This is a genomic window from Roseiflexus castenholzii DSM 13941 (assembly GCF_000017805.1).
GTDB classification, from domain to species: Bacteria; Chloroflexota; Chloroflexia; order Chloroflexales; family Roseiflexaceae; genus Roseiflexus; species Roseiflexus castenholzii.
In genome coordinates, this window is sequence record NC_009767.1 from 5,011,102 (window position 1) to 5,030,985 (window position 19,884).

The 19,884-nt window shown below is 59.9% G+C and carries 17 protein-coding genes and 1 tRNA gene; 6 read left to right on the plus strand and 12 right to left on the minus strand.

The genetic code is table 11. The features are described 5' to 3' along the window. Window positions 1-35 precede the first annotated feature (35 nt). Complete coding sequence (locus RCAS_RS19890) at window positions 36-2,600, minus strand: transglycosylase domain-containing protein (protein ID WP_157042714.1); 2,565 nt, start codon at window positions 2,598-2,600, stop codon at window positions 36-38. Between the two features lie 106 nt (window positions 2,601-2,706). Further along, a complete protein-coding gene (locus RCAS_RS19895) occupies window positions 2,707-3,525 on the minus strand; it encodes a gluzincin family metallopeptidase (RefSeq protein WP_012122296.1) in 819 nt (272 codons plus the stop codon). Between the two features lie 180 nt (window positions 3,526-3,705). Between RCAS_RS19895 and mutM the strand changes: the two genes are divergently transcribed. Then, a complete protein-coding gene (mutM, locus tag RCAS_RS19900) occupies window positions 3,706-4,557 on the plus strand; it encodes a bifunctional DNA-formamidopyrimidine glycosylase/DNA-(apurinic or apyrimidinic site) lyase (RefSeq protein WP_012122297.1) in 852 nt (283 codons plus the stop codon). Here the strand turns inward: mutM and RCAS_RS19905 are convergent. After that, on the minus strand, window positions 4,523-5,098 hold the full coding sequence (locus tag RCAS_RS19905) for a hypothetical protein (protein WP_012122298.1): 576 nt from the start codon (window positions 5,096-5,098) through the stop codon (window positions 4,523-4,525). The genes mutM and RCAS_RS19905 overlap by 35 nt on opposite strands. Window positions 5,099-5,107: 9 nt before the next feature. After that, window positions 5,108-5,992, minus strand: a complete 885-nt coding sequence (locus RCAS_RS19910; protein ID WP_012122299.1) for a hypothetical protein — start codon at window positions 5,990-5,992, stop codon at window positions 5,108-5,110. A 195-nt stretch (window positions 5,993-6,187) separates the two neighbouring features. Here RCAS_RS19910 and RCAS_RS19915 point away from each other — a divergent pair. After that, window positions 6,188-6,263, plus strand: a tRNA-Arg gene (locus tag RCAS_RS19915). Between the two features lie 162 nt (window positions 6,264-6,425). On the opposite strand, the gene RCAS_RS19920 is transcribed toward RCAS_RS19915, so the two are convergent. The 8 genes from RCAS_RS19920 to RCAS_RS19950 form a co-directional block, all read right to left on the minus strand. After that, window positions 6,426-6,812: a hypothetical protein gene (locus tag RCAS_RS19920; RefSeq protein WP_041331175.1), complete on the minus strand. Its 387-nt coding sequence runs from the start codon at window positions 6,810-6,812 to the stop codon at window positions 6,426-6,428. A 73-nt stretch (window positions 6,813-6,885) separates the two neighbouring features. Further along, complete coding sequence (locus RCAS_RS25725) at window positions 6,886-7,083, minus strand: hypothetical protein (protein ID WP_198135964.1); 198 nt, start codon at window positions 7,081-7,083, stop codon at window positions 6,886-6,888. 567 nt (window positions 7,084-7,650) lie between these two features. Then, window positions 7,651-7,866 carry a hypothetical protein gene (locus RCAS_RS19925; protein WP_041331177.1) on the minus strand — a complete coding sequence of 72 codons (216 nt, stop codon included), beginning with the start codon at window positions 7,864-7,866 and terminating at the stop codon, window positions 7,651-7,653. Between the two features lie 851 nt (window positions 7,867-8,717). Beyond that, entirely contained in the window at window positions 8,718-9,614 is an 897-nt protein-coding gene (locus RCAS_RS19930; RefSeq protein ID WP_012122300.1) for an ABC transporter permease, read from the minus strand. Next, window positions 9,607-10,557, minus strand: coding sequence for an ABC transporter permease (locus RCAS_RS19935; RefSeq protein ID WP_012122301.1), 951 nt, complete (start codon window positions 10,555-10,557; stop codon window positions 9,607-9,609). The genes RCAS_RS19930 and RCAS_RS19935 overlap by 8 nt, the downstream gene beginning before the upstream one ends. A 19-nt stretch (window positions 10,558-10,576) precedes the next feature. Next, entirely contained in the window at window positions 10,577-12,283 is a 1,707-nt protein-coding gene (locus RCAS_RS19940) for an ABC transporter substrate-binding protein (protein WP_012122302.1), read from the minus strand. A 220-nt stretch (window positions 12,284-12,503) separates the two neighbouring features. Next, window positions 12,504-13,823, minus strand: a complete 1,320-nt coding sequence (locus RCAS_RS19945; protein WP_012122303.1) for an aspartate aminotransferase family protein — start codon at window positions 13,821-13,823, stop codon at window positions 12,504-12,506. Further along, window positions 13,820-14,551 carry a GntR family transcriptional regulator gene (locus tag RCAS_RS19950; protein ID WP_157042715.1) on the minus strand — a complete coding sequence of 244 codons (732 nt, stop codon included), beginning with the start codon at window positions 14,549-14,551 and terminating at the stop codon, window positions 13,820-13,822. The genes RCAS_RS19945 and RCAS_RS19950 overlap by 4 nt, the downstream gene beginning before the upstream one ends. A gap of 351 nt (window positions 14,552-14,902) precedes the next feature. Here RCAS_RS19950 and RCAS_RS19955 point away from each other — a divergent pair, with 351 nt between their 5' ends. From RCAS_RS19955 to dgoD, 4 genes are all read left to right on the plus strand, one after another. Continuing rightward, the gene (locus RCAS_RS19955) at window positions 14,903-16,597 is read left to right on the plus strand and encodes an ABC transporter substrate-binding protein (protein ID WP_012122305.1); all 1,695 of its coding nucleotides are present in this window, start codon (window positions 14,903-14,905) and stop codon (window positions 16,595-16,597) included. Window positions 16,598-16,797: 200 nt separating this feature from the next. Beyond that, window positions 16,798-17,721 carry an ABC transporter permease gene (locus RCAS_RS19960; protein WP_012122306.1) on the plus strand — a complete coding sequence of 308 codons (924 nt, stop codon included), beginning with the start codon at window positions 16,798-16,800 and terminating at the stop codon, window positions 17,719-17,721. A gap of 13 nt (window positions 17,722-17,734) precedes the next feature. Next, window positions 17,735-18,628: an ABC transporter permease gene (locus RCAS_RS19965; protein WP_012122307.1), complete on the plus strand. Its 894-nt coding sequence runs from the start codon at window positions 17,735-17,737 to the stop codon at window positions 18,626-18,628. A 55-nt stretch (window positions 18,629-18,683) separates the two neighbouring features. Next, entirely contained in the window at window positions 18,684-19,850 is a 1,167-nt protein-coding gene (gene dgoD, locus RCAS_RS19970) for a galactonate dehydratase (protein ID WP_012122308.1), read from the plus strand. Window positions 19,851-19,884 lie beyond the last annotated feature (34 nt).

Below are 19,884 nucleotides of genomic sequence, written 5' to 3' on the forward strand. Positions count from 1 at the left end.
GCGCGACGTTCTCCCCGCGCGCATCGCCATCGCCTTCAGGGGGTGCGCGACTCCACCGGTTCGAGCCGCACCGGCACCCGTTGTTCGATCAGGATGCCCTCAGCGGTCGTCACCCGCAGCCGCAGCATGTATTCTCCCGCTGCATAGTCCCCCGTCTGCCAGACGCCCAGAATGCCGTCACGGATCGCTTCACCACGCGCAATCGTGCGCCATTCTGCGACAGGAGTCCATCCGGGCGCAATTTCAAGCGCATAGATGCCAAGCGCCACGCCACGCACATACACCAACGGATCGCGCACCATCGTATTGGCGGCAGGTTGGGTGATCTGCGCAATGCTGCCGCCTTCACGTCCAACACCGGCTTCTGGCGGCGGACAGTACTGTTGTGGCGGTTGCGCAATGCCATTCGACTCCGCCCATGCGCGGAATGCCAGCGGATACACGACGAATGTCACCTGGCGGACGCGCTCTGGCGGCGTGTATGATGCTGCCAGGCATCTCCCGTCATCGGACACGCCAACGGTCAGCAGGGTCACATCGCTGGTGCGCGGCTCGGTTCCCGCGACGAATCGCTCTTTGAGCGGTCGAGGGCAATGGTCGCCGGCAAGCGCGCCGGTGTCGGCGCAGATTAGCACTTCTTGAACACCCTCTGGCGGCTCGAATGCCAGGATAGGGCGCCCTTCGTGGTATCGTTCCATGATGGCGCGCCAGATGACGCCGGCGCCATTCGATCCGGCGACTTCCTGCATCGGTGCATTGTCGTTGTTGCCGACCCAGACGCCAACCGTGACGTCGGGCGTATAGCCGACGGTCCAGGAGTCGCGCCATTCGTTGCTGGTGCCGGTCTTTACCGCTGCCGGTCGTCCATCACGGAGTTCCATCACGTTATTGCGCCCGAACATGAAGCGACGTGCTGCGTTGTCGCTGAGCATGTCGGTGATCAGGTACGCGATCTGCTCGCCCTGATCACCGAGCGCCTGGCGACCAGGAGCGTCTCCGGGCATTTCGAGCGTTTCACCGCGCGCATTGGTCACCTTCAGGATGGCGACCGGCGGACGATAGCGCCCACCGTTGCGAAAGGTATTGTAGACCGCCGTCAGATCGAGCAGGCGAACTTCGCCGGCGCCGAGCGCCAACGGCAACCCGTAGCGCTCCGGATCTTTCAGCGTCGTGATGCCCATCCGATGAGCAAGCGATACAAACGCCTCGATGCCGACGTATTCCAGCGCGCGGACTGCGGGAATATTGAGCGAGTTTGCCAGCGCCATGCGCAAGCGTTGCGGACCATGGAATGCATTGTCGTAATTACGCGGGGCATAGACGGTCCCATCACCGGCCGGATAGACAACCGGCGTATCCCATATGAGCGTAGCTGGCGTCCATCCACGCTGAAGCGCAGCCGCATAGACGATCGGCTTCAACGCAGAACCCGGCTGGCGCGGCGCGAGGGTCACATTGACCTGCCCGTCGATTGTTGGGTCGTTGTAGTCGATGCTACCGACCATGGCAATAATCTGCGCATCGGGCGTGAGCATCACCACCCCGGCATTCGTAGCGCCACGCTCGCGCAGCGGCGTGTATCCCGGTCCTCCCGCGCGGATCCACTGCCGGGCAATGCGTTCGGCTTCCGCCTGCCACATTGGGTCGAGTGTGGTCACGACGCGCAACCCGCTCCGATACAGCGTGTCCGGTCCATACCGCTCTTCGAGCAGTTGCAGCACGTAGAACACAAAGTGCGGCGCAGCAATGACGGTTTCGGTCGAGGCAAAACGGAGCGGTTCGTCGAAAATCGCCTGCGCCTGCGATTCGGTCAGGTAACCGGACTTAACCATCAAATTGAGGGTAACGCGCTGGCGTTGCTTCGCGCCTTCCAGATTGAGCAGCGGGTTGAGCGTCGTTGGCGCCTGGGGAAGACCGGCGAGCAGCGTGGCTTCGCCGGGCGACAATTCCCACACATGTTTGCCGAAATAGGACTGCGCCGCCGCCTCAACGCCGTATGCCCGGTTGCCGTAGTAGACTTCATTGAGGTAGATGCCGAGAATCTGCTCTTTGCTGTAGCGACGCGATACTTCGATTGCCAGAATGGCTTCGCGCAGTTTGCGATCCAGAGAGAGAGCATCGCGCTCGTCCGGCGACAGCAGCACATTCCGCACCAACTGCTGGGTAATCGTCGAACCGCCACTGACGATATCGCCTGCCTGATAGTTGAGAATCAGGGCGCGCAGAATACCGCGCAGATCGACGCCGGGGTTCTCCCAGAAATCGGCGTCTTCAACGGCGACCGTTGCCTCAATCAGAATACGCGGGATGCGTTCGAACGGAACAACGGTTCGCCTGCCGCTCAAGGGATCGATCAGTTCGTAGAGCACGGTCCCATCACGCGCATAGATGTAGCCGGTCTCCGAGGAACGGTGGCGCCCGATCTGCGCCGGGTCGGGGAGATCGCGGCTGTAGTGGCGATACACGATGAAGGCCGCCGCCACCGCCAGAATGACACTCACCAGAGTCACTCTGACGAACGCCAGGAACAGGCGCCAGAGGAAGCGGAGCAGCCTTGCCAGCATTCGCCGATTGACGGGATTGTCTGGCGTTTCCGGCATTGTTTGGTTTCTGTGGCGCATAGGCTCAGAGGTCAGGGTTTCAAGACCAACCTTCGCACCTTCCCATCTTCCTCCCTTTCCGCGCTCAAAGCGGAACGCACATCATTCAACGCGCCTCATCCAGCCACACAATCCACTCCTGTTCCAGGGTTATCAGGTCCTTGCCGTAGATCGCCTGGTAATCCGCCGAACCCGGCGCGCTGCTGCCGGTAACGTAGAGCGCGTCGAGTCGTTCGCGCCCATACTGATCGATGAGGAACTCGACAAAACTGGCCCACTGGTAATAGAGCGCATTCATCACCGCAACACCGCGCCCGGCATACGGCGTGGCAAGCGGATAGAATATCCCATTGGCGCGCTGCATTTGGACATAACTGCGGAAATCGGGACGACCGCCAAGCCAGTATTTCCCTGCCGCCCACGTCGCCAACCCTTCTGACAGCATGAGATCGGCGCTGAGATGGCGCAATCCGTACCGATCCTGTTGCAACTGGTGCGTATACTCATGCGCCAGGATGGCAATCGCCCGATCGCGATTAATACTGTTGCACGTGTGAACCTGAACCTTGCGAATGTCGGTGAAGGCGATGCCGCTCAGCGAACATCCGGCGTCCTGAACGAACGCAACAGTCAGCGGCGCCGCCAGCGAACCGCCGAAACGCGCCGCGACATACTCGCAGGCGCGGCGCGACTCTTCATCGAGTTGGGCGCGTTCGGCTGCATACAGGCTATCGCTCGCCACAATGATCAACAGCGACGGATCGGCGACAGGCACGGCAACTGCACCGATCGTCGGAACCGTCTGGCTGCCCTGCGTCCAGCGCGATAGCATCGGCGATTGCGGTTGACCCGCAATGAACAGGACCACGCTGGCGACAAGAGCAATCAGGGCAATCTGAGGGATCGAAAGCGAACGCTGACTCATAACACACGGTATTGTAGCATGGTAGCATGGTGTCTGTTGCTGTGATCTGATGCGCGCCGCCGCAACGCGCAAACGCCTGAGCGGTGACGCGACCTGTTGCCCGGCGCCCTGCAACGCCGTGCTGTTCAGTTGCGCTATAATTCCGGGCAACGTTGTAGGAGAGTCTCGTTCGACAGCACGATGCCCGAGTTGCCTGAAGTTCAACACACCGCCGATAGTCTGGGGATACAGATCGCCGGTGCACGGATTGCGCGCGTCGAACGGCTCGACTGGACCCGCATGGTGGAAACCCCATCGCCCGATGAGTTCATCAGACTGCTCACCGGTCGGCAGGTGCGCGGATGGGACCGACGCGCCAAGTGGATTCTGCTCTTTCTCGATGACGGTTGGACGCTGGCGCTGCATCTGCGCATGTCCGGCAGTCTGACGGTTCATCCCGCCGAGGCACAACCGGACAAACACACGCATCTGGCGCTGCGCCTCGAAGATGGACGCCAGATATTCTTCCTCGACCCGCGCAAGTTTGGGCGCGCGCGGCTGCTCGACTCCGCCGGTCTCGCGGCGCTCGACGCGGCGCACGGCGATGAGCCGCTGTCGGACGCATTCACGGTCGAGCGTCTGGCATCCCTGCTACGTAACCGCAAACGCGCAATCAAGCCGCTCCTTCTCGATCAATCAGTGATCGCCGGGATCGGAAACATCTACGCCGACGAGGCGCTCTGGCGCGCCCGCATCCACCCGCTGCGCCCCGCAGCCGACCTGAGCGCCGCTGAAGTTGCCGCACTCCACGATGGCATTCGCGCGGCGCTACGGCAGGCGCTCGCCAACGGCGGCAGCACCCTGCGCGACTACCGCAACTCCTATGGCGCGGGTGGCACGAATCAGGAGCATTTCAACGCCTACGACCGCGAGGGACGACCATGCCCGCGTTGCGGCGCCACGATTATCAAGACCGTGGTTGCGCAACGGGGAACGCACTACTGCCCGGCGTGCCAGGCTATTCCGTCAGCAACGACCAACCGCCGCGAATGAGCAGTTCGGGCAGGTAGGTCAACACAATTGCCGCAATAGCGGGACTCCACCAGAAGAGATTAAGGAACTGCCCGATGGCGGCGGACTGCGCCGCGAGCGATGAAACGCCCAGGTAGGTGGTGTAAATGTCGATGCCGTGAGTGAGGATGAGCAGGACGAGTAACGCGAAGAGTTGCGCCGGTCCGCCGAAAAGGTTCAGACGCACACTCGACTCAACATACGAAAAGAGCAGCCCGACCGGAATGAGCAACAGGTTCCACCAACCGGTCGGCGCGGGAACGCGGGCAGGCAATTCGAGGAATGTCGCCAGCATGTTGATGCCGATCACCGCGCCATCGAGGGTGTATTTCGCGCCAAGCGCCCACAGCGGCAGCCCGAAGAGGAGCATCAGGATCCCGGCCGGCGCGCCGATACCCGCGCGCGCTGGCGGCTCGACAATCGGGTATGGCGCAAACGGTTTGCGTGGCGCAGCAGCTGGCGGTCGCGGCTGCCGCACTGGACGCTGCGGTGAGGATCTGAGCGGTTTACTGCGCACTGCCACCACGTCCTCCTACCGTTGCCGGCGCTCACGCATACCGCGTGGCGCTTCTTCTCGTTCGCGCACACTGCTGCGGTGCGGCGCTCCCACGTGTTCCTGTGTCGAATCCTCCAGGACGCTGGTTTGCAACGTGTCGCCGATATAGTCGAGAATATCGCGAATATCCTCGTTGTCGTCGAGCATGCTGTCGAATGGCAACGCCACGCCGGAGACGGTCTTCACCGTCTGCCCGATCTCCTTCAGCGTGCGGTCGATCCCGCTCACCAGCGACTGCATCACCGCCGCCAACTCCTCGCGCTCCTGCACCGTCAGATTGGCGAACCCGATCAGCGCCTTCTCCTGCGCCCGCAGCAGCGTCGCCCGCAGAATCGCAATGTCCGCCTGCGTCTGCAACTCATAGCGCTTCACCAGATGCGCCTGCCGCACCTGCTCCGCCAGTTCGTCCGACGACACCGGCGTCCACAAGAGCGCCGGGATGATGATGAAGCCGATCATCCCGATCAGCACCTGCTGATAGACCAGATCGGTCTCGGCGACCACCGGTTGCGCCGCCCACCACGCCCACTGCAACTGAAAGGCGTAGTAGAGGAGGTAGAGCGCGCAGCCGATGATGACCGGGAACGCCCACGTGCGCGCATTGACCTTCTGGAGCAGCATACCGGCGGGCGACCAGGGGATAAGGAACGAGACGAGGCTTGGCGGCGCGAGCACCAGGATGGCGGTGAACGCGACGGCGACGATGCGGTTGCCGGTCAGTTGCGATTGCACCCCCCACCAGTACGCGGCGGAGCCGGCCATCGCCACGAACGCCAGGATCGCCAGCAGAGTGCGAGCGGTGAATTCGAGACCGGTGGAGCGCCGGCGCTGTTGCCGGATCATATTGAGATAGTGTGACATCGCGTATCTTCCCTCTGGTGCGACGTGCTGGTGAAACAAATGGCAGACACGCAGTCGGCATCATATTTGTACCACATACGAACAGCAGCACGGGAGTCGCTCTGATTGCGAAACGTGATCGATGCTGTTACACTACGACGATTCCGCGTAGGTTGCGACGAATCTGCCGATCCGGTATAATCGAACGTAGAAGATGCCCCCGTAGCTCAGTGGATAGAGCAGCGGTTTCCTAAACCGCGTGTCAGCCGTTCGAGTCGGCTCGGGGGCGCCAGGGTTTAGGGCTTCAGAAAGCCAAACGCGAGATCGCACGATCTCGCGTTTGTCGTTCATTAGAGCCTAAAGATGCGGGCTGCCTTTGTCACAGGGTTCAGTCAACGGCGCCTTGTCGCCGATTCACGCGGTCTGACGCCTGGTGGCAAAGCGTGCCTCGACATCATACGGCGAGGTGAGGAGTTGGGCGCGGGACGATGGTCTGCGGCGCTGCGTCAGCGCACGTCGTGCAGACCATATGCTGAAGCGAGACCGTACACAGGGTCTGGATGGCAGGGCGCAGCAGCAGTTCCGCTGGTGCGTCGCACTCACCGGGGGCGTTCAACCGTGCAGGGGCCTCCTGGCCGGCGGTCTCTACGAGGAGCCGGCACAGCGTGGCGTCTTCGGGCAAGCGCTCCCCCTCGACACGCACGGCAGAGCGGTCGCCCCAGGCCGGGTCGAGGCGGGCGGCTAACCAGTCGGGCGCGGCATCAATGAGGTCATTTAAGGCGTGGCGCAGTGTTTTGACCACCAGGGTCAGGAGCGTGAGGGTAAGGATGTTGGACAGCACACGGGTGGAGCCACTACGCTGGCGGCCACAAGCCTTCAAAAGCCAGCCTCGACCAGGGCATCAGGCATCAGCGTCAACAGCCGCTCTTCGGCGCCAGCCGCCAGCAACAAGGTGCGAACATCGACCAGGACGGCGGCATCAAGCCGGGGGCGTCGCGCTCCAGGGAGAGGACCTGTTTCCAGCCGAGGCGGGCGCGTACTGCCGCTGCTGCCTCGGCATCGTCCAATTGCTCGGTGTGTTGCAACACGAACGCCAGGGCCAGGCGGGACATCGCTTCGGTCAGGCGGCCACGATGGGCATACAGGTCCGCAAAATCAGGGTTGGCAAAAATCGGTCCGAGCGTCCTGGACAGGGTCGTAGAGCAATTGCTGTTGGGAAAGGCGCGTTCGGCGGCCCGTGCTGTTGCATCGGGGGCGCGTACCAGAGCATCTGGTGACAGTCATAGGCGTACCGTTGTAGCGAACTACTCCAGGCCCGGTGTGGACATCGTGGCAGGAGCGTCAACCGATAGCCTGCTCATCCCAAATAAACCAGCGGTCTCTTGTAATCTCCCCTCTCCAGCAACGCGGGAGAGGGGGGAGTTGAGGCATTCTGATGATCAAAAACGGGCGATTCAATACAAGTTCTTCTATCGTTCTATACCCGTTCGTCGTTTTCAGCATTCTGATGATCAAAAACGGGCGATTCAATACAAGGGTTTGCCAAAAAATCTACACCTGTGAGCCGTCCCCTTCTCCCTCACGCGGAAGAAGGGTGTATTTGGGCGTTCCAATGCACACATCAATCGACACAATGTATGGACCTGCGGAAAAAACCTGCACCTGTGCGGACGTCTCCCCTACCGGCGCGCGAGCATATGCTCAAGGATCAGAAGCGACTGGCGCAGATGGCGGGTCGGGAAGCGTTCGTAGCCCAGGCGAATGTGACGCTGCAGTTGCTCGAGATGCTGCCGCGAGACCAGGATGTGCTCATCAGGAACGGGGGGGACGCCGGAACTCGCCGGATGACCGATCGGGGCAACAGCGGAGACAGCGGGAGCGGAGTGCGGATTCATGCGGGACATTCTCCTTGTTTCACACACAGCGCGCCCGGTGATGCCTGGGGTCTGACGGGTGTGCCCCGCAACGCTGAGGCATCCTGGCATCCCCGCGCTTCGGCGATGGTGTGACCGTCAGGCGCACACCCTACGGCAGGTAGTATAGGATTAACGTTTCTTTAATCAAAGAGGGCTTTGTGTCCCGCTTTCGACGGACAGCAAGGAGGAGTGTCGGCTAGTACCAGAGTCACAACGCGGCGCGAAGTTTGTCGAGCAGGCAGTGCGCCGCGCACAGGGTTGCAAGTGAGCGCCTTGCGCCGGGATGGGGGCAGAGGCGGGAGACGGCGGCGCACAAGCAGGGTTCTGCTGAAGACACCCCACCTTCCTTCTCGCACGCTGAACGCTGGATCTGCTGGCGCGCTTCGTTCATCATCACACGGTTGGGTAATACCAATGACGATTGACGATGCCGCATGCGTGTCATTCCGAGCCCTTCGCTTCGCTCAGGGTAAACGCAGCGAGGAATCTGCGCGGGTCGCGCCAGACCCCTCGCGCTGCTCGGAGTGACCATGCCGGATGGTCACAGGTCATTGGTATAACACCCCGGCGGTGACGAATGCAGCAGTGAAACCCTGAACAGTCAGTCCTCTACCAGACGCAGTCAGGGAACTCCAGACATTGCTCCCCAAAGCGCACGTGATCGCCCTTCGTGCGATCAGCCCGACGGATGCTGCACTTCGATGGGTTCAGCGCCCCGCTGGTCGAAGCGCAGGTCCGCATCTGGCGAGGCGATGCCGCTATGAACCCGGCGAATGACAGGTTGCCGCCTGACATTCCTGACCAGATCACGGATACGCTGCTACACTCACTTATGTGCTACCACGCAACCTCGGATCGAGGACGTCGCGCAATCCATCACCCAGCAGATTGAACCCCAGCACAGTGATCACAATCGCAATGCCGGGAGCGATTGCGACCCAGGGTGTCAACTCCATAAAGCGACGTCCGCTGCCAAGCATCGCCCCCCACGACGGATCGGGCGGTTGCGCCCCAAGCCCCAGGAAACTGAGCGCCGCCTCCGCCAGAATGGCGGTGGAAAGGAGCAGCGATGTCTGCACAATCAGCGGTGCAGCGATGTTCGGCAGAAAATAGCGAGTGATCAATCCAATATGACGAACTCCAACCGCGTGTGCGGCTTCGATATACGCATAATTGCGAACTGCCAGCATTTCGCCGCGCACCAGGCGCGCATAGATTGGCGCATAGACGATGCCAATCGCAATCATTGCGTTCGTCAGGCTTGGACCCAGCAATCCGGCGATGACAATCGCCAGCACCAGGCTTGGAATAGCGAACAGCATATCGATCAGACGCATGAGCAGGGTATCGATGCGTCCGCCGGCGTACCCGGCAATCAGCCCCAGCGCGCCGCCAAATACCAGCGCCAGGCTGACCGATACCGCCCCAACGTACAACGAAATGCGCGAGCCATAGATCACGCGCGAAAAGATGTCGCGCCCAAACTCATCGGTGCCGAGCAGATACTGCGCGCCGGGTTCGAGCAAGCGCCGCGATACCTGCGCGGTCGGGCTATACGGACTGATCACCGGCGCTAGCAGCGCAGCCAGCACAACCAGCGTAATAATGATCAATCCCACAAGACCGGGCGTATTCCGGCGCAGCGCCGCGATCAGCGGCGGCGCGCGGCGCCGCATGAACGGCAGACTGCCGGCGCTTGCATCGGTAATGGCTGATGGACTAGTCATAACGGATCCGTGGATCGACGGCGCTGTAAAGAAGATCGACCGCCAGATTGACAAGAACGAAGATCAACGAAAGGAGCAGCACCGTACTCTGGACAACCGGATAATCACGGTTGTAAATCCCGTTGATCAACAGAAATGCAATGCCGGGCAGCGAAAAAATCTGCTCGATAATGATCGAACCTCCCATCAACACCCCAAACTGGACGCCGATGACGGTCAGGACCGGAATGAACGCATTTTGGAGCGCATGGCGCAGCAGAACTGCGCGATCACGCAATCCCTTGGCGTAGGCTGTCCGAATATAATCCTGGCGCAGCACTTCCAGCAACGATGCGCGGGTCATACGCATAATGATCGCCATTGGTTGGAGCGCCAGCAGGAGCGCCGGCGCCAGCATCATCTGCATGTTGCGCCCAAAATCGGCGAAGGGCGATACCCAGCCCAGCGGCGGCGTCCAGCGGAACATCGTCGAACTGATCAGCAGAAACATCGTTGCCAGCCAGAAAGCGGGGAAAGAAAGACCGATCAACCCGACGATGCGCGTCAGCATATCGGTGACCCCGTTACGGCGCACCGCAGCGATGATCCCCAGCGGAATGGCAAACAGGCACGCAAAGAAGATCGCCATCACCGCCAATTGCAGTGTGACCGGCATCCCCTGGGCGATACTTTCTGCCACAGGGATGCCCGTGCGCATCGAAACGCCAAAATTGCCGCTCAGAAACCCGCCGATCCACTCCAGATACTGCACCGCCAGCGGGCGATTGAGACCCAGATTCTCACGAATCTGATCGAGCGTGCGTTGATCGGCCTGCGTATCGCCGCCAAAGAGAATATCGACCACATCCCCGGGCAAGAGGCGCATCAGGGCGAAAATAATGAGTGACACTCCTGCCAGCGTTGGAATGACCAGCGCCAGGCGTTGCAGCAGATAGCGGTTCATTGTCCGACTTTGCAGCCTTTTACGCGGTCACAAAGATTTCGCGCAGCGCGGGGCGGAACGTCGTGAAGGCGACGTAGTAATTCTGCACCCGCTTCCGAACCGCCGAGAAACGGTAGTCCTGGTAGAGATAGATGTGTGGCGCTTCATTAATGACGATGCGCTGCACTTTCTGCATCAATTCGCGTCGTTTTGCCTGATCGAACGTCGCCATTGCTGCATCATACGCCTCATTAAGCTCAGCGTTCTCCCAGGCGGGAAACCAGTTCTTCTCGGCAATGCCCAGACGACGGAAGTCGTTCAGGTATCCGCTCACGTCGGCGCGCATGCCGCGCGCCGTAAAGCACCACTCGAACTCGCCATTGGTGACGCGCTGCGCGAATGTGCCAAACTCGATCTGTTCAATCTGCATGTCGATGTTCAACTGGCGCAGTTGTTCCTGTACAATGATGGCATTATCGTTCGAGTAGTTGGCGAAGGTCATCGCCGTCACCTTGAAGCCGTCGGCATAACCGGCTTGCGCCATTAACTGGCGCGCCTTTTCGACATCAACCTGGTACGCGGCGCGCAGTTCATCCTGGCTGAGGGGCCAGTCGCCATAGCCGGGCACGACCGGTCCCGTCAGTTCCGCCTCGCCTTCCATCACCTTGTCGATCAGTTCCTGGCGGTCGATGGTCAGACTGATCGCCTGGCGCACTTCTTTGATGTCCCACGGTTTCCCGCCCTTCAGTGTAAACTGAAGCACCTTCGGCTGCGAGTAGAGACCTTTCAGAATGGTGATGTCGGAGTCGTTCTGGAGTCGCCGCGCACCTAACGGCGTAACGTCCGTCCCGTCGATATCGCCGGAGCGCAGTGCCGCAATGCGGGCATCTTCCTCAGGGATGACGCGATAGATCAATTGATCGATGTTCGGCTGTTCGGGGTTCCAGTGATCGGAGAAGCGCTCATAGACGATTTCGGCGTTGGGCGTATAACTGACCAATCGGAAGGGACCGGTGCCGATCGCCTGGGTCACGGGATTGATCTGCGACGGCATGTCGGTGGGAAAGATGTTTGTATAGCGCGACCAGGCGAACAACCCAGGAATGGTCGGGTCGATTTTCTTCAGATTGATGCGAATCGTCAATGGGTCAACGACCTCAATCGTGTCGAAATTGGCGAAGAATGCTGCACCGGGGTTGCGTCCGTCAGGCGGATTGATGATGGTATCGAGCGAGAATTTGACATCCTCGGCGGTGAGTTCCCTGCCGTTGTGGAATTTCACGCCCGAACGCAGATTGAAGATATAGGTCGTATCGTCCGGCGTCTCGAACGACTCTGCCAGCGATGGCTGTACTTTCAGATCGCGATCCCACACGAGCAGCGAGTCATACATCGGCTCGCGCGCTTCGTAATTGTACTGGCCCGTGATGTTGATTCCGTATGGTTCGAGCGACACCGGATCACCAAGCATCGCCCAGGTGACTTTGCCTCCGCGCGCGTTCGATGCAACGGGTGCAGCCGTCGGCGCGGCAGGAGCAGCCGTCGGCGCGGCAGGAGCAGCCGTCGGCGCAGCCGGGGCAACCGTCGGTGCAGCGGGGGCGGTCGTCGGCGCAGCAGCGGGTGGAGCGCCGCCACCGCAAGCCTGCAATGCCAGCGCACCTCCGCCTGCCGCCACAAGACGCAGGAACGCGCGCCGATCGATTCGACGCACCTTTTGTTCTCCCTGATCAGAGCATCGGTCGTTCATTCGTCCAAACTCCTTTGTGCTCAAGCAGCGGATCCTGGCGTGAGATTGTCGGGAGGGCACGCCAACTCTCACACCGCGTCAGTGTCACAGATAAATCCCAGACAATCAAACAGAGGATAGGACAATTGCCTGAGATATATCAGACAAAATTGGACAATTTGGGAATTGAGTCATACTTTAACATAGAGAAGCGGCGAATGTCAACATGGAATGTACAGACTCATGGATAACGAGCACTGCGCTCAAGATCCGCCGGCATCGCACGCAACACCTGGCGAGCGATCTCCAGCGTGCGATCAATATCGGCACGAGTGTGCGCCGCACTTACATGATTGCGTTTGAGGGCTGTCGGGATCATGAAGATACCGTGCTCGCACATCGTTTTGCGGAACCAGAGGTCTCGCGCCGTATTGTTGCGGAACAGATCGGTATAGTTCTCGATCGGAGCGGGTTCCATAAAGTAGGGAACGAACACCGACCCGAAGCGCGCGACCGTGAGCGGAATGCCGAGTTCGGCAGCAATCTGCATCAACCCGTCTGCGGCGATCTGCGCCAGCGCAAAGCAGTGTGCATGAACCTCGCCGCTCTCGAGTTCTGCAATCGTCGCCAGCGCCGCCGCTACGCCGATGCTATGCCCATTGTACGTTCCGGCAAAGAACACCCCGCCGCCGGGCGCAAAACGATCCATCAGTTCTGCGCGACCCGCAAGCGCAGCAATAGGGAAACCATTCGCCATCGCCTTGGCAAACGTTGCCAGGTCGGGCGTCACTCCGACAATCGACTGATAGCCACCGAGGGCATGGCGAAAACCGGTGATGACCTCATCGAAGATCAGCATCACACCGTGCTGGCGCGTCAGGTCGCGCAGCGCCTGAAGAAACTCCGGCCGTGGCAACACACACCCGATATTGTGCGGGATCACCTCCACAAGAACGGCGGCGATCTCCTCACCCTGGCGGTGCAGCGTGTCGGCGACCGCTTCGGTATCGTTGAACGGCAACACAATCGTGTGACGGATCACATCGGGAAGCATGCCGAGCGAGAGCGGATCATGCTGACCGATCTTTTCCGGCGGGCTGATGACATTCATCAAGACGGCATCGTGCCAGCCGTGGTAGGTCCCTTGAAACTTGATGATCTTGTTGCGCCCGGTGACGGCGCGCGCCAGACGGAGCGCGGCATACGTCGCTTCAGAGCCGGAGTTCGTCAGCAGGACGCGCTCGGCGCAGGGAATATGGCGGTTGAGGCGGTCGGCAAGTTCCACTTCCAGGTCTGTGACGCCTGCTCCAATGATGTCGATGCGGCTCATCGCTTCGGCAACAGCGGCATTCACCTGAGGATGGTTGTGTCCGAGAATGATCGGTCCGAAGGCGGCGTGATAATCAAGATACTGGCGGTCATCGGCGTCGAACAGATAGGCGCCTTCGGCGCGCACAAACGCAATGGGCCAGGGAAGAACGCGATTGCCGGAATTCACCCCGCCGGGAATCACCTGCCGGGCGCGCTCGACCAGCGTTGCGTTCGTCATCGTCGCTGTCATTCGACCTGCTCCTTCGTCTGTTCACTAAGGGACGTCATCATATCGCTGTCATCATCGCCAACCAGCGCGGCAAAGCGCTCGCGCACCGATTGCAGGTGATAGATCGCCAGACGAGCGGCGGCGTCGGGATCGCGCGCCACAATGGCGCGATAGATGGCGCGGTGCTCGCGGTTGGATGTGCGCATCATCTCGACATCAACCGCCTTGCGATACCCCATGAGAAAAAGATCGACACGCTCTTCATTGCGCTCGACGAACTGTGCAAGGATCAGATTCCCGGCGGCGCGCCCGACGCCAGCGTGAAAGAGGCGCCCGGCGCGCAAGAAGCCGGCAATATCGTGGCGTTCTGCGCACGCCTCGCCTTCACGAATCAGAGCATCGAGCGCCGCAATCTGCTCAGGATCGGCATAATGCGCCGCGCGACGCGCCAGAAACGGTTCAACCGCTTCGTTGGCGGTGAAGAGTTCGACCACCTGATCGCGCGTGAGTTTGCATACAAACAATCCGCGGCGATAAACTGGCGCGATCAGTCCTTCGTGCTCGAGAATGGCGAGCGCTTCGCGCACCGGTGTGCGACTGATCTGCAACATCTCTGCCAGGCGCTCTTCGACCAATGGTTGCCCCGGCTCCAGCGATCCGTCCAGAATCGCCTGCTTGATCGCCTGATAAGCCGCTTCACGAAAGGTCATCGCCTTCTCGAACAATCGATGATCAATGGGCGTTAGCATATTTGTATGCCTTTTCAGCAGGTTTTCCCGCAGCAGCGGTATGATTTGCATATCCGTATGCAATCATACCCGGATTGGCGCAGATGTCAAGCATAAGGTTTCAGAAGCCGGCATACGGTGCGCGCGGATTCTGGCGAACACGACGGACTCGCACGCATCCACGCACAGAAGCGGGGCGTCGGTCTATTCAATCGCGCGTGCCCACGCACGACGCGAGCCGAAGCATCCAAACGCGCGGTCAGTGCATATTTGCTCGCAGCGCTGCGCCAATGGTTGACAACTCCTTAACTCCCATATATAATCAAAGCACCGTATACTTGTATGCAAACTCCGATTGGTCAGGAGGCTGCCATGGCGCTGCGCGATTTATTTGTCCGTCCATCATCGATTCTGATGGTCCTGCTGATCGCTGGCTCGTTGATTCTGGCTGCATGCGGCGCAACGCCGCAGCAGAGCGCTCCTGTTCCCACTCAGGCGGGCGCCGCACCGCCGCCGACATCGGTTCCTGCCACCCCTGCCGACGCCAGACCACAGGCGACCGGTCGGACGCGCCTGGTTTTCTTCGGCAATCTGGAACCAGCCAGTATCGATGTCATCACAATGTCGGGCAACGTCAATGAACGTCAGGTCGCCGCACAGATTTTCGAAACGCTGGTGTACATGGATCAGAGCCAGCAGATATACCCCGGTCTGGCGCGCGAATGGAGCCGTTCCGATGATGCGACGACGTGGACGTTCAAGTTGGTTTCGGGAGTAAAATGGCACGACGGCACGCCGTTCACGGCTCAATCGGTGGCGGACTATTTCGACTACATTCGCGATAATCCCGTCGGAAGCGGACCTGGATCGCTCAAAGCCGTAATCGGCAGCGCCAAAGCAGTCGATGAAACGACGGTCGAACTCACGCTCACTGCGCCGCGTCCCGATTTGCTGATTGAGCTTGCGGATCCGGGGATGGGCATTGGAAATGCCGCCTACCTGAAACGGGTGGGCGCCGATGCCGGTTTCAATCCGGTGGGAACCGGTCCATTCAAGTTCAAGGAATGGGTGCGCGGCAGCCAGATCGTGCTGGAGCGCAACCCTGAATGGACCTGGGGGTCACCCTTGTTCAAGATGAGCGGTCCTCCTTTGATCGAAGAAGTGGTCTTTCGCTTTTCTTCTGAAGCGCAAACACGACTTGCAGCGCTGGAAGCCGGCGAAGTCGATTTCGTTGACCTTCTGCCATTCCAGGATGTCGTGCGTGTCCGCACCGATCCGCGCTTTACCGTCACCGGCGTGCTGCTACCGGGCATGCCGCAAATGAACTATCTCAACACCAGCCTGGCGCCGACCGATGACATAAATGTGCGCAAAGCGATTATCTATGCCACGGACAAGCAAGGTATCATCGAGAGCGTTTATTTCAACATGGTCGAACCGGCATACGGACCGCTGTCGCGCGTCTTCCCAGAGTACGAACCGGCGCTGGAGCAGATGTACGAGTACAATCCTGAGAAAGCCGCGCAATTGCTCGAAGAAGCCGGCTGGCTTCCCGGTCCCGACGGCGTTCGTGTCAAGGACGGTCGGCGCCTTGAAGTGACGATCGTTGAGAATAAAGGCTGGAACGATTGGGTCTATGTGCTGCAAGCCAATCTCCAGGCTATCGGCTTTGACGCAAAAGTGCTCACCACCCAGGGCCCGTCGAATACGGAAGCGATTGCCAGCGGCAAATACCACGTTCCGGCTATGGGAGACGTTTTCGCTTCTGCCAGCCAGATGACCCGTGACTGGCACTCAGAGGGGTACGGAACCTTTCCTTCCGGTCATTTTCTGAAAGGCGAAGACGGCGCCAGATTGGACAGGATGCTGAAAGAGGCGGAGACGGAGATCGACCCGGAAAAACGCATCGAAAAGTATCGTGAGATTCAGAAGTTCATCATGGAGCAAGCGTTGATGGTGCCGATCTTCGAACTGTACTTCTATGTCGCCCACGCGAACAATCTGAAAGGCTTCGTCGTCGATGGCACGGGTTTCTACAAGTACTTTGCGCCAGCGTACTTTGAGTAATCCCAATGACCTGTGACCATCCGGCATGGTCACCCCGAGCAGCGCGAGGGGTCTGGCGCGACCCGCGCAGATTCCTCGCAGCGTTTACCCTGAGCGAAGCGAAGGGCTCGGAATGACACGCATGCGGCATCGCTGCGCTCGGAATGACACGCATGCGGCATCGTCAATCGTCATTGGTATAAGCAATCACGATAGCATTCATGAGCGCCTATCTGATCCAGCGAGTCCTGCTGACGATCCCGATCCTTCTGGGAATTGTCATCCTGACCTTTTTCCTGGTACACCTGATACCCGGAGATGCCGTTTCGGCGATGCAGGGGCAGTTGAAGATGAGTGCGCAACAGATGGAGCAAATGCGGGAGGCGCTTGGATTGAACGATCCGCTCCATGTTCAGTTGGGACGGTATCTGATGAGACTGGCGCAGGGTGATCTGGGGCGATCGCTCTTTGGCAATCAACCGGTCGCGCTGTTAATTGCCTCCAATATTGGCGCAACGATTCAGTTGACGGTCGCAGCAATGGCGATAGCGATCGCCCTTGGGGCGCCGCTTGGCATTCTGGCAGCGGTCAAACGCGGCACCCTCTGGGATGTGGCAGCGGTGGTTCTGGCGATGATCGGCGTTTCAATCCCTTCATTCTGGCTTGGTTTGATGATGATCCAGTTGTTCGCCGTCACGCTGGGATGGTTGCCTATTATCGAAGAACGCAGTGCACGCGGACTGATCATGCCAGCGGCAGCGCTGGGTCTGGCAGAAGCGGCAATTATCGTGCGTCTGACCCGCGCCACGATGGTCGAGATTCTGAATGCGGACTATGTGCGTACAGCACGAGCGAAAGGGTTGTTCGATTCTGTCGTCCTCTGGCGCCACGCACTGCGCAATGGTCTTCTTCCGCTCATAACCATGATTGGCATGCAGTTTGGAACCCTGCTGGGAGGCGCGGTGGTCATCGAAAATGTCTTCGCCAGACAGGGACTTGGCACACTGGTCACGCAGGCGGTGATTAACCGCGACTTTCCAGTGGTGCAGGGATGCGTTCTGGTGGCAGCAACCATGTATGTGCTCGTGAATCTGGCGGTTGACGTGTTCTATACGGTGGTCGATCCCCGGATTCGCTATTCGTAAGGCGCTGCGTATCATGAGTCAGGCAGTTCAACAACCGATGCGCACCGACGGCAGATCTGCTGTTCTGCCTCCGCGCATGCGTCGCTGGCAGCGCACCTTCTGGCGCCATCGGTCGCTCCTGGTCGGGTCGGCGCTCCTCGCTATTATCCTCTTTGGCGTCGCGTTTCCTTCGCTGTTTACCAACCGCAATCCGGTCGTGATGAATATTCGGGAACGATTGCAGCCACCCAATCCAATATATCCCTTCGGCACCGATCAGTATGGTCGCGACATGCTGGCGCGTGTGCTGTACGGAGGACGTATCTCTCTGGTGATGGGCGTCGCGCCCATTCTGATTGCTGCGGGCGTCGGCGGGGTATTCGGTCTTATTGCCGGTTACTATGGGCGCTGGTTGGACGCCGTTATGATGCGTGTTATGGATGTCTGGATCGCTTTGCCGATCATTCTGCTGGCGCTTGCGATTGTCACCGCGCTTGGACCTGGACTGATCAACATTATGATCGCCATCGGCATTGCATGGATTCCGTACTATGCGCGGATGGTTCGCGGGATCGTTCTGTCGCTCCGGGAGTATAGTTTTATCGAAGCGGCGCGTGTGATCGGATTGAGCGACAGACGTATTCTGGCGCGGCATATTCTGCCGAATACTATCGCCCCCTTGATTGTCATGTCCTCGATGGGCATCGCCGGCGCCATTCTGACCGGCGCATCCCTGAGTTTCATTGGCATGGGGCCACAGGCGCCAACACCGGAATGGGGCTTGATTCTTGCTGATGGTCGACAATTTATTCGCCTGGCGTGGTGGATCGGCTTCTTTCCCGGCGCTGCGATTGCGCTCACAGTTCTGGGCGCGAATCTGCTCGGCGATGGCTTGCGCGACTGGCTCGATCCCCGCATGAGACTCTGACTACTGTTCTACCGCCGTGTGCGACTACACGAACCACACTCAATGGAGCGACCTTATGAAAATCACCCGCGTTTCGACCCTCGTTGTGCACGCACGGATGCGCAACTGGGTTTTCGTCAAAGTCGAAACCGATCAGGATGGACTCTATGGCTGGGGCGAGGCGACACTCGAATGGAAGACCAAAGGCGTGGTCGGCGCCGTTGAGGATGTCAGTCGCCTGATCATCGGTGAAGACCCCCGGCGCATCGAACACCTGTATCAGATGATGACCCGTCAGTACTTCTGGCGCGCCGGCATCGAGGGGATGACCGCCATGAGCGGCATCGAGCAGGCGCTCTGGGATATCAAAGGCAAGTGGTTGAACGTGCCGGTCTACGAGTTACTCGGCGGGCGCGTTCGAGACCGGATACGGGTCTATAACCATCTTGGCGGCGGTACGATGGAGCACATGTACGAAACGACCGACCCCGACTTGTTTGCCGAGCGCGCGTTGATGGTCAAAGAGCAAGGGTATACAGCGCTCAAGTTTATGGCAGTGCCGCGGACGGAACCTGTTGAGGGCATGCGTCCGGTGCGGTATGCCGAGCGTCTGGTGCGCGCCGTGCGCGACGCGGTCGGCGATGATGTCGATCTGATGGTCGATCTCCACGCCCGGTGCGCTTCTCCGGCGATGGCGCTGCGCTACTGCCGCGCGTTCGAGCCGTATGGGTTGCTCTTCTTCGAAGAGCCTTGCCCCAGCGAGGATATCGAAGCCACCGCTCAGGTCACCCGCGCCTCGAACATTCCGATCGCTACCGGCGAACGCCTGGTCGGGCGACATCAATTCCGCGAAGTGTTCGAGCGGCGCGCCTGCCATATCATTCAGCCCGATCTGTCGCACTGCGGCGGTCTGTGGGAAGCGCGCAAGATCGCGGCAATCGCCGAAACGTACTCGATGGCCGTTGCGCCGCATAACCCGAATGGACCGATTGCGACGGCGGCTGCCATTCATTTCGCCGCCGCCACGCCAAACTGGGTGATTCAGGAAGCGATCAGCAACGATGTCCCCTGGCGATACGATGTGGTCGACTCAGAGCATCAGGTTCGGGATGGGTATATTGCCATACCCTCACGCCCCGGTTTGGGCGTCGAGGTGAACGAGGGCGAGGCGGCGCGCCACCCCTGGCAGCCGGAACTGGTGCAACGCTATTTCCATCCCGACGGTTCCGTGGCTGATTGGTAGATACGGTGCATGCACGGCTATGCGCGTTCACCTG

Bases quoted from the DNA above. Each gene is read 5' to 3' on its own strand.
- RCAS_RS19910 (WP_012122299.1), bottom strand. From the start codon at position 5,992: ATGTCACACTATCTCAATATGATCCGGCAACAGCGCCGGCGCTCCACC.
- RCAS_RS25725 (WP_198135964.1), bottom strand. From the start codon at position 7,083: ATGTCCCGCCTGGCCCTGGCGTTCGTGTTGCAACACACCGAGCAATTG.
- RCAS_RS19890 (WP_157042714.1), bottom strand. From the start codon at position 2,600: ATGCCGGAAACGCCAGACAATCCCGTCAATCGGCGAATGCTGGCAAGG.
- RCAS_RS19955 (WP_012122305.1), top strand. From the start codon at position 14,903: ATGGCGCTGCGCGATTTATTTGTCCGTCCATCATCGATTCTGATGGTC.
- RCAS_RS19925 (WP_041331177.1), bottom strand. From the start codon at position 7,866: ATGAATCCGCACTCCGCTCCCGCTGTCTCCGCTGTTGCCCCGATCGGT.
- RCAS_RS19940 (WP_012122302.1), bottom strand. From the start codon at position 12,283: ATGAACGACCGATGCTCTGATCAGGGAGAACAAAAGGTGCGTCGAATC.
- mutM (WP_012122297.1), top strand. From the start codon at position 3,706: ATGCCCGAGTTGCCTGAAGTTCAACACACCGCCGATAGTCTGGGGATA.
- RCAS_RS19945 (WP_012122303.1), bottom strand. From the start codon at position 13,823: ATGACAGCGACGATGACGAACGCAACGCTGGTCGAGCGCGCCCGGCAG.
- RCAS_RS19960 (WP_012122306.1), top strand. From the start codon at position 16,798: ATGAGCGCCTATCTGATCCAGCGAGTCCTGCTGACGATCCCGATCCTT.
- RCAS_RS19930 (WP_012122300.1), bottom strand. From the start codon at position 9,614: ATGACTAGTCCATCAGCCATTACCGATGCAAGCGCCGGCAGTCTGCCG.
- RCAS_RS19935 (WP_012122301.1), bottom strand. From the start codon at position 10,557: ATGAACCGCTATCTGCTGCAACGCCTGGCGCTGGTCATTCCAACGCTG.
- RCAS_RS19950 (WP_157042715.1), bottom strand. From the start codon at position 14,551: ATGCTAACGCCCATTGATCATCGATTGTTCGAGAAGGCGATGACCTTT.
- RCAS_RS19965 (WP_012122307.1), top strand. From the start codon at position 17,735: ATGAGTCAGGCAGTTCAACAACCGATGCGCACCGACGGCAGATCTGCT.
- dgoD (WP_012122308.1), top strand. From the start codon at position 18,684: ATGAAAATCACCCGCGTTTCGACCCTCGTTGTGCACGCACGGATGCGC.
- RCAS_RS19895 (WP_012122296.1), bottom strand. From the start codon at position 3,525: ATGAGTCAGCGTTCGCTTTCGATCCCTCAGATTGCCCTGATTGCTCTT.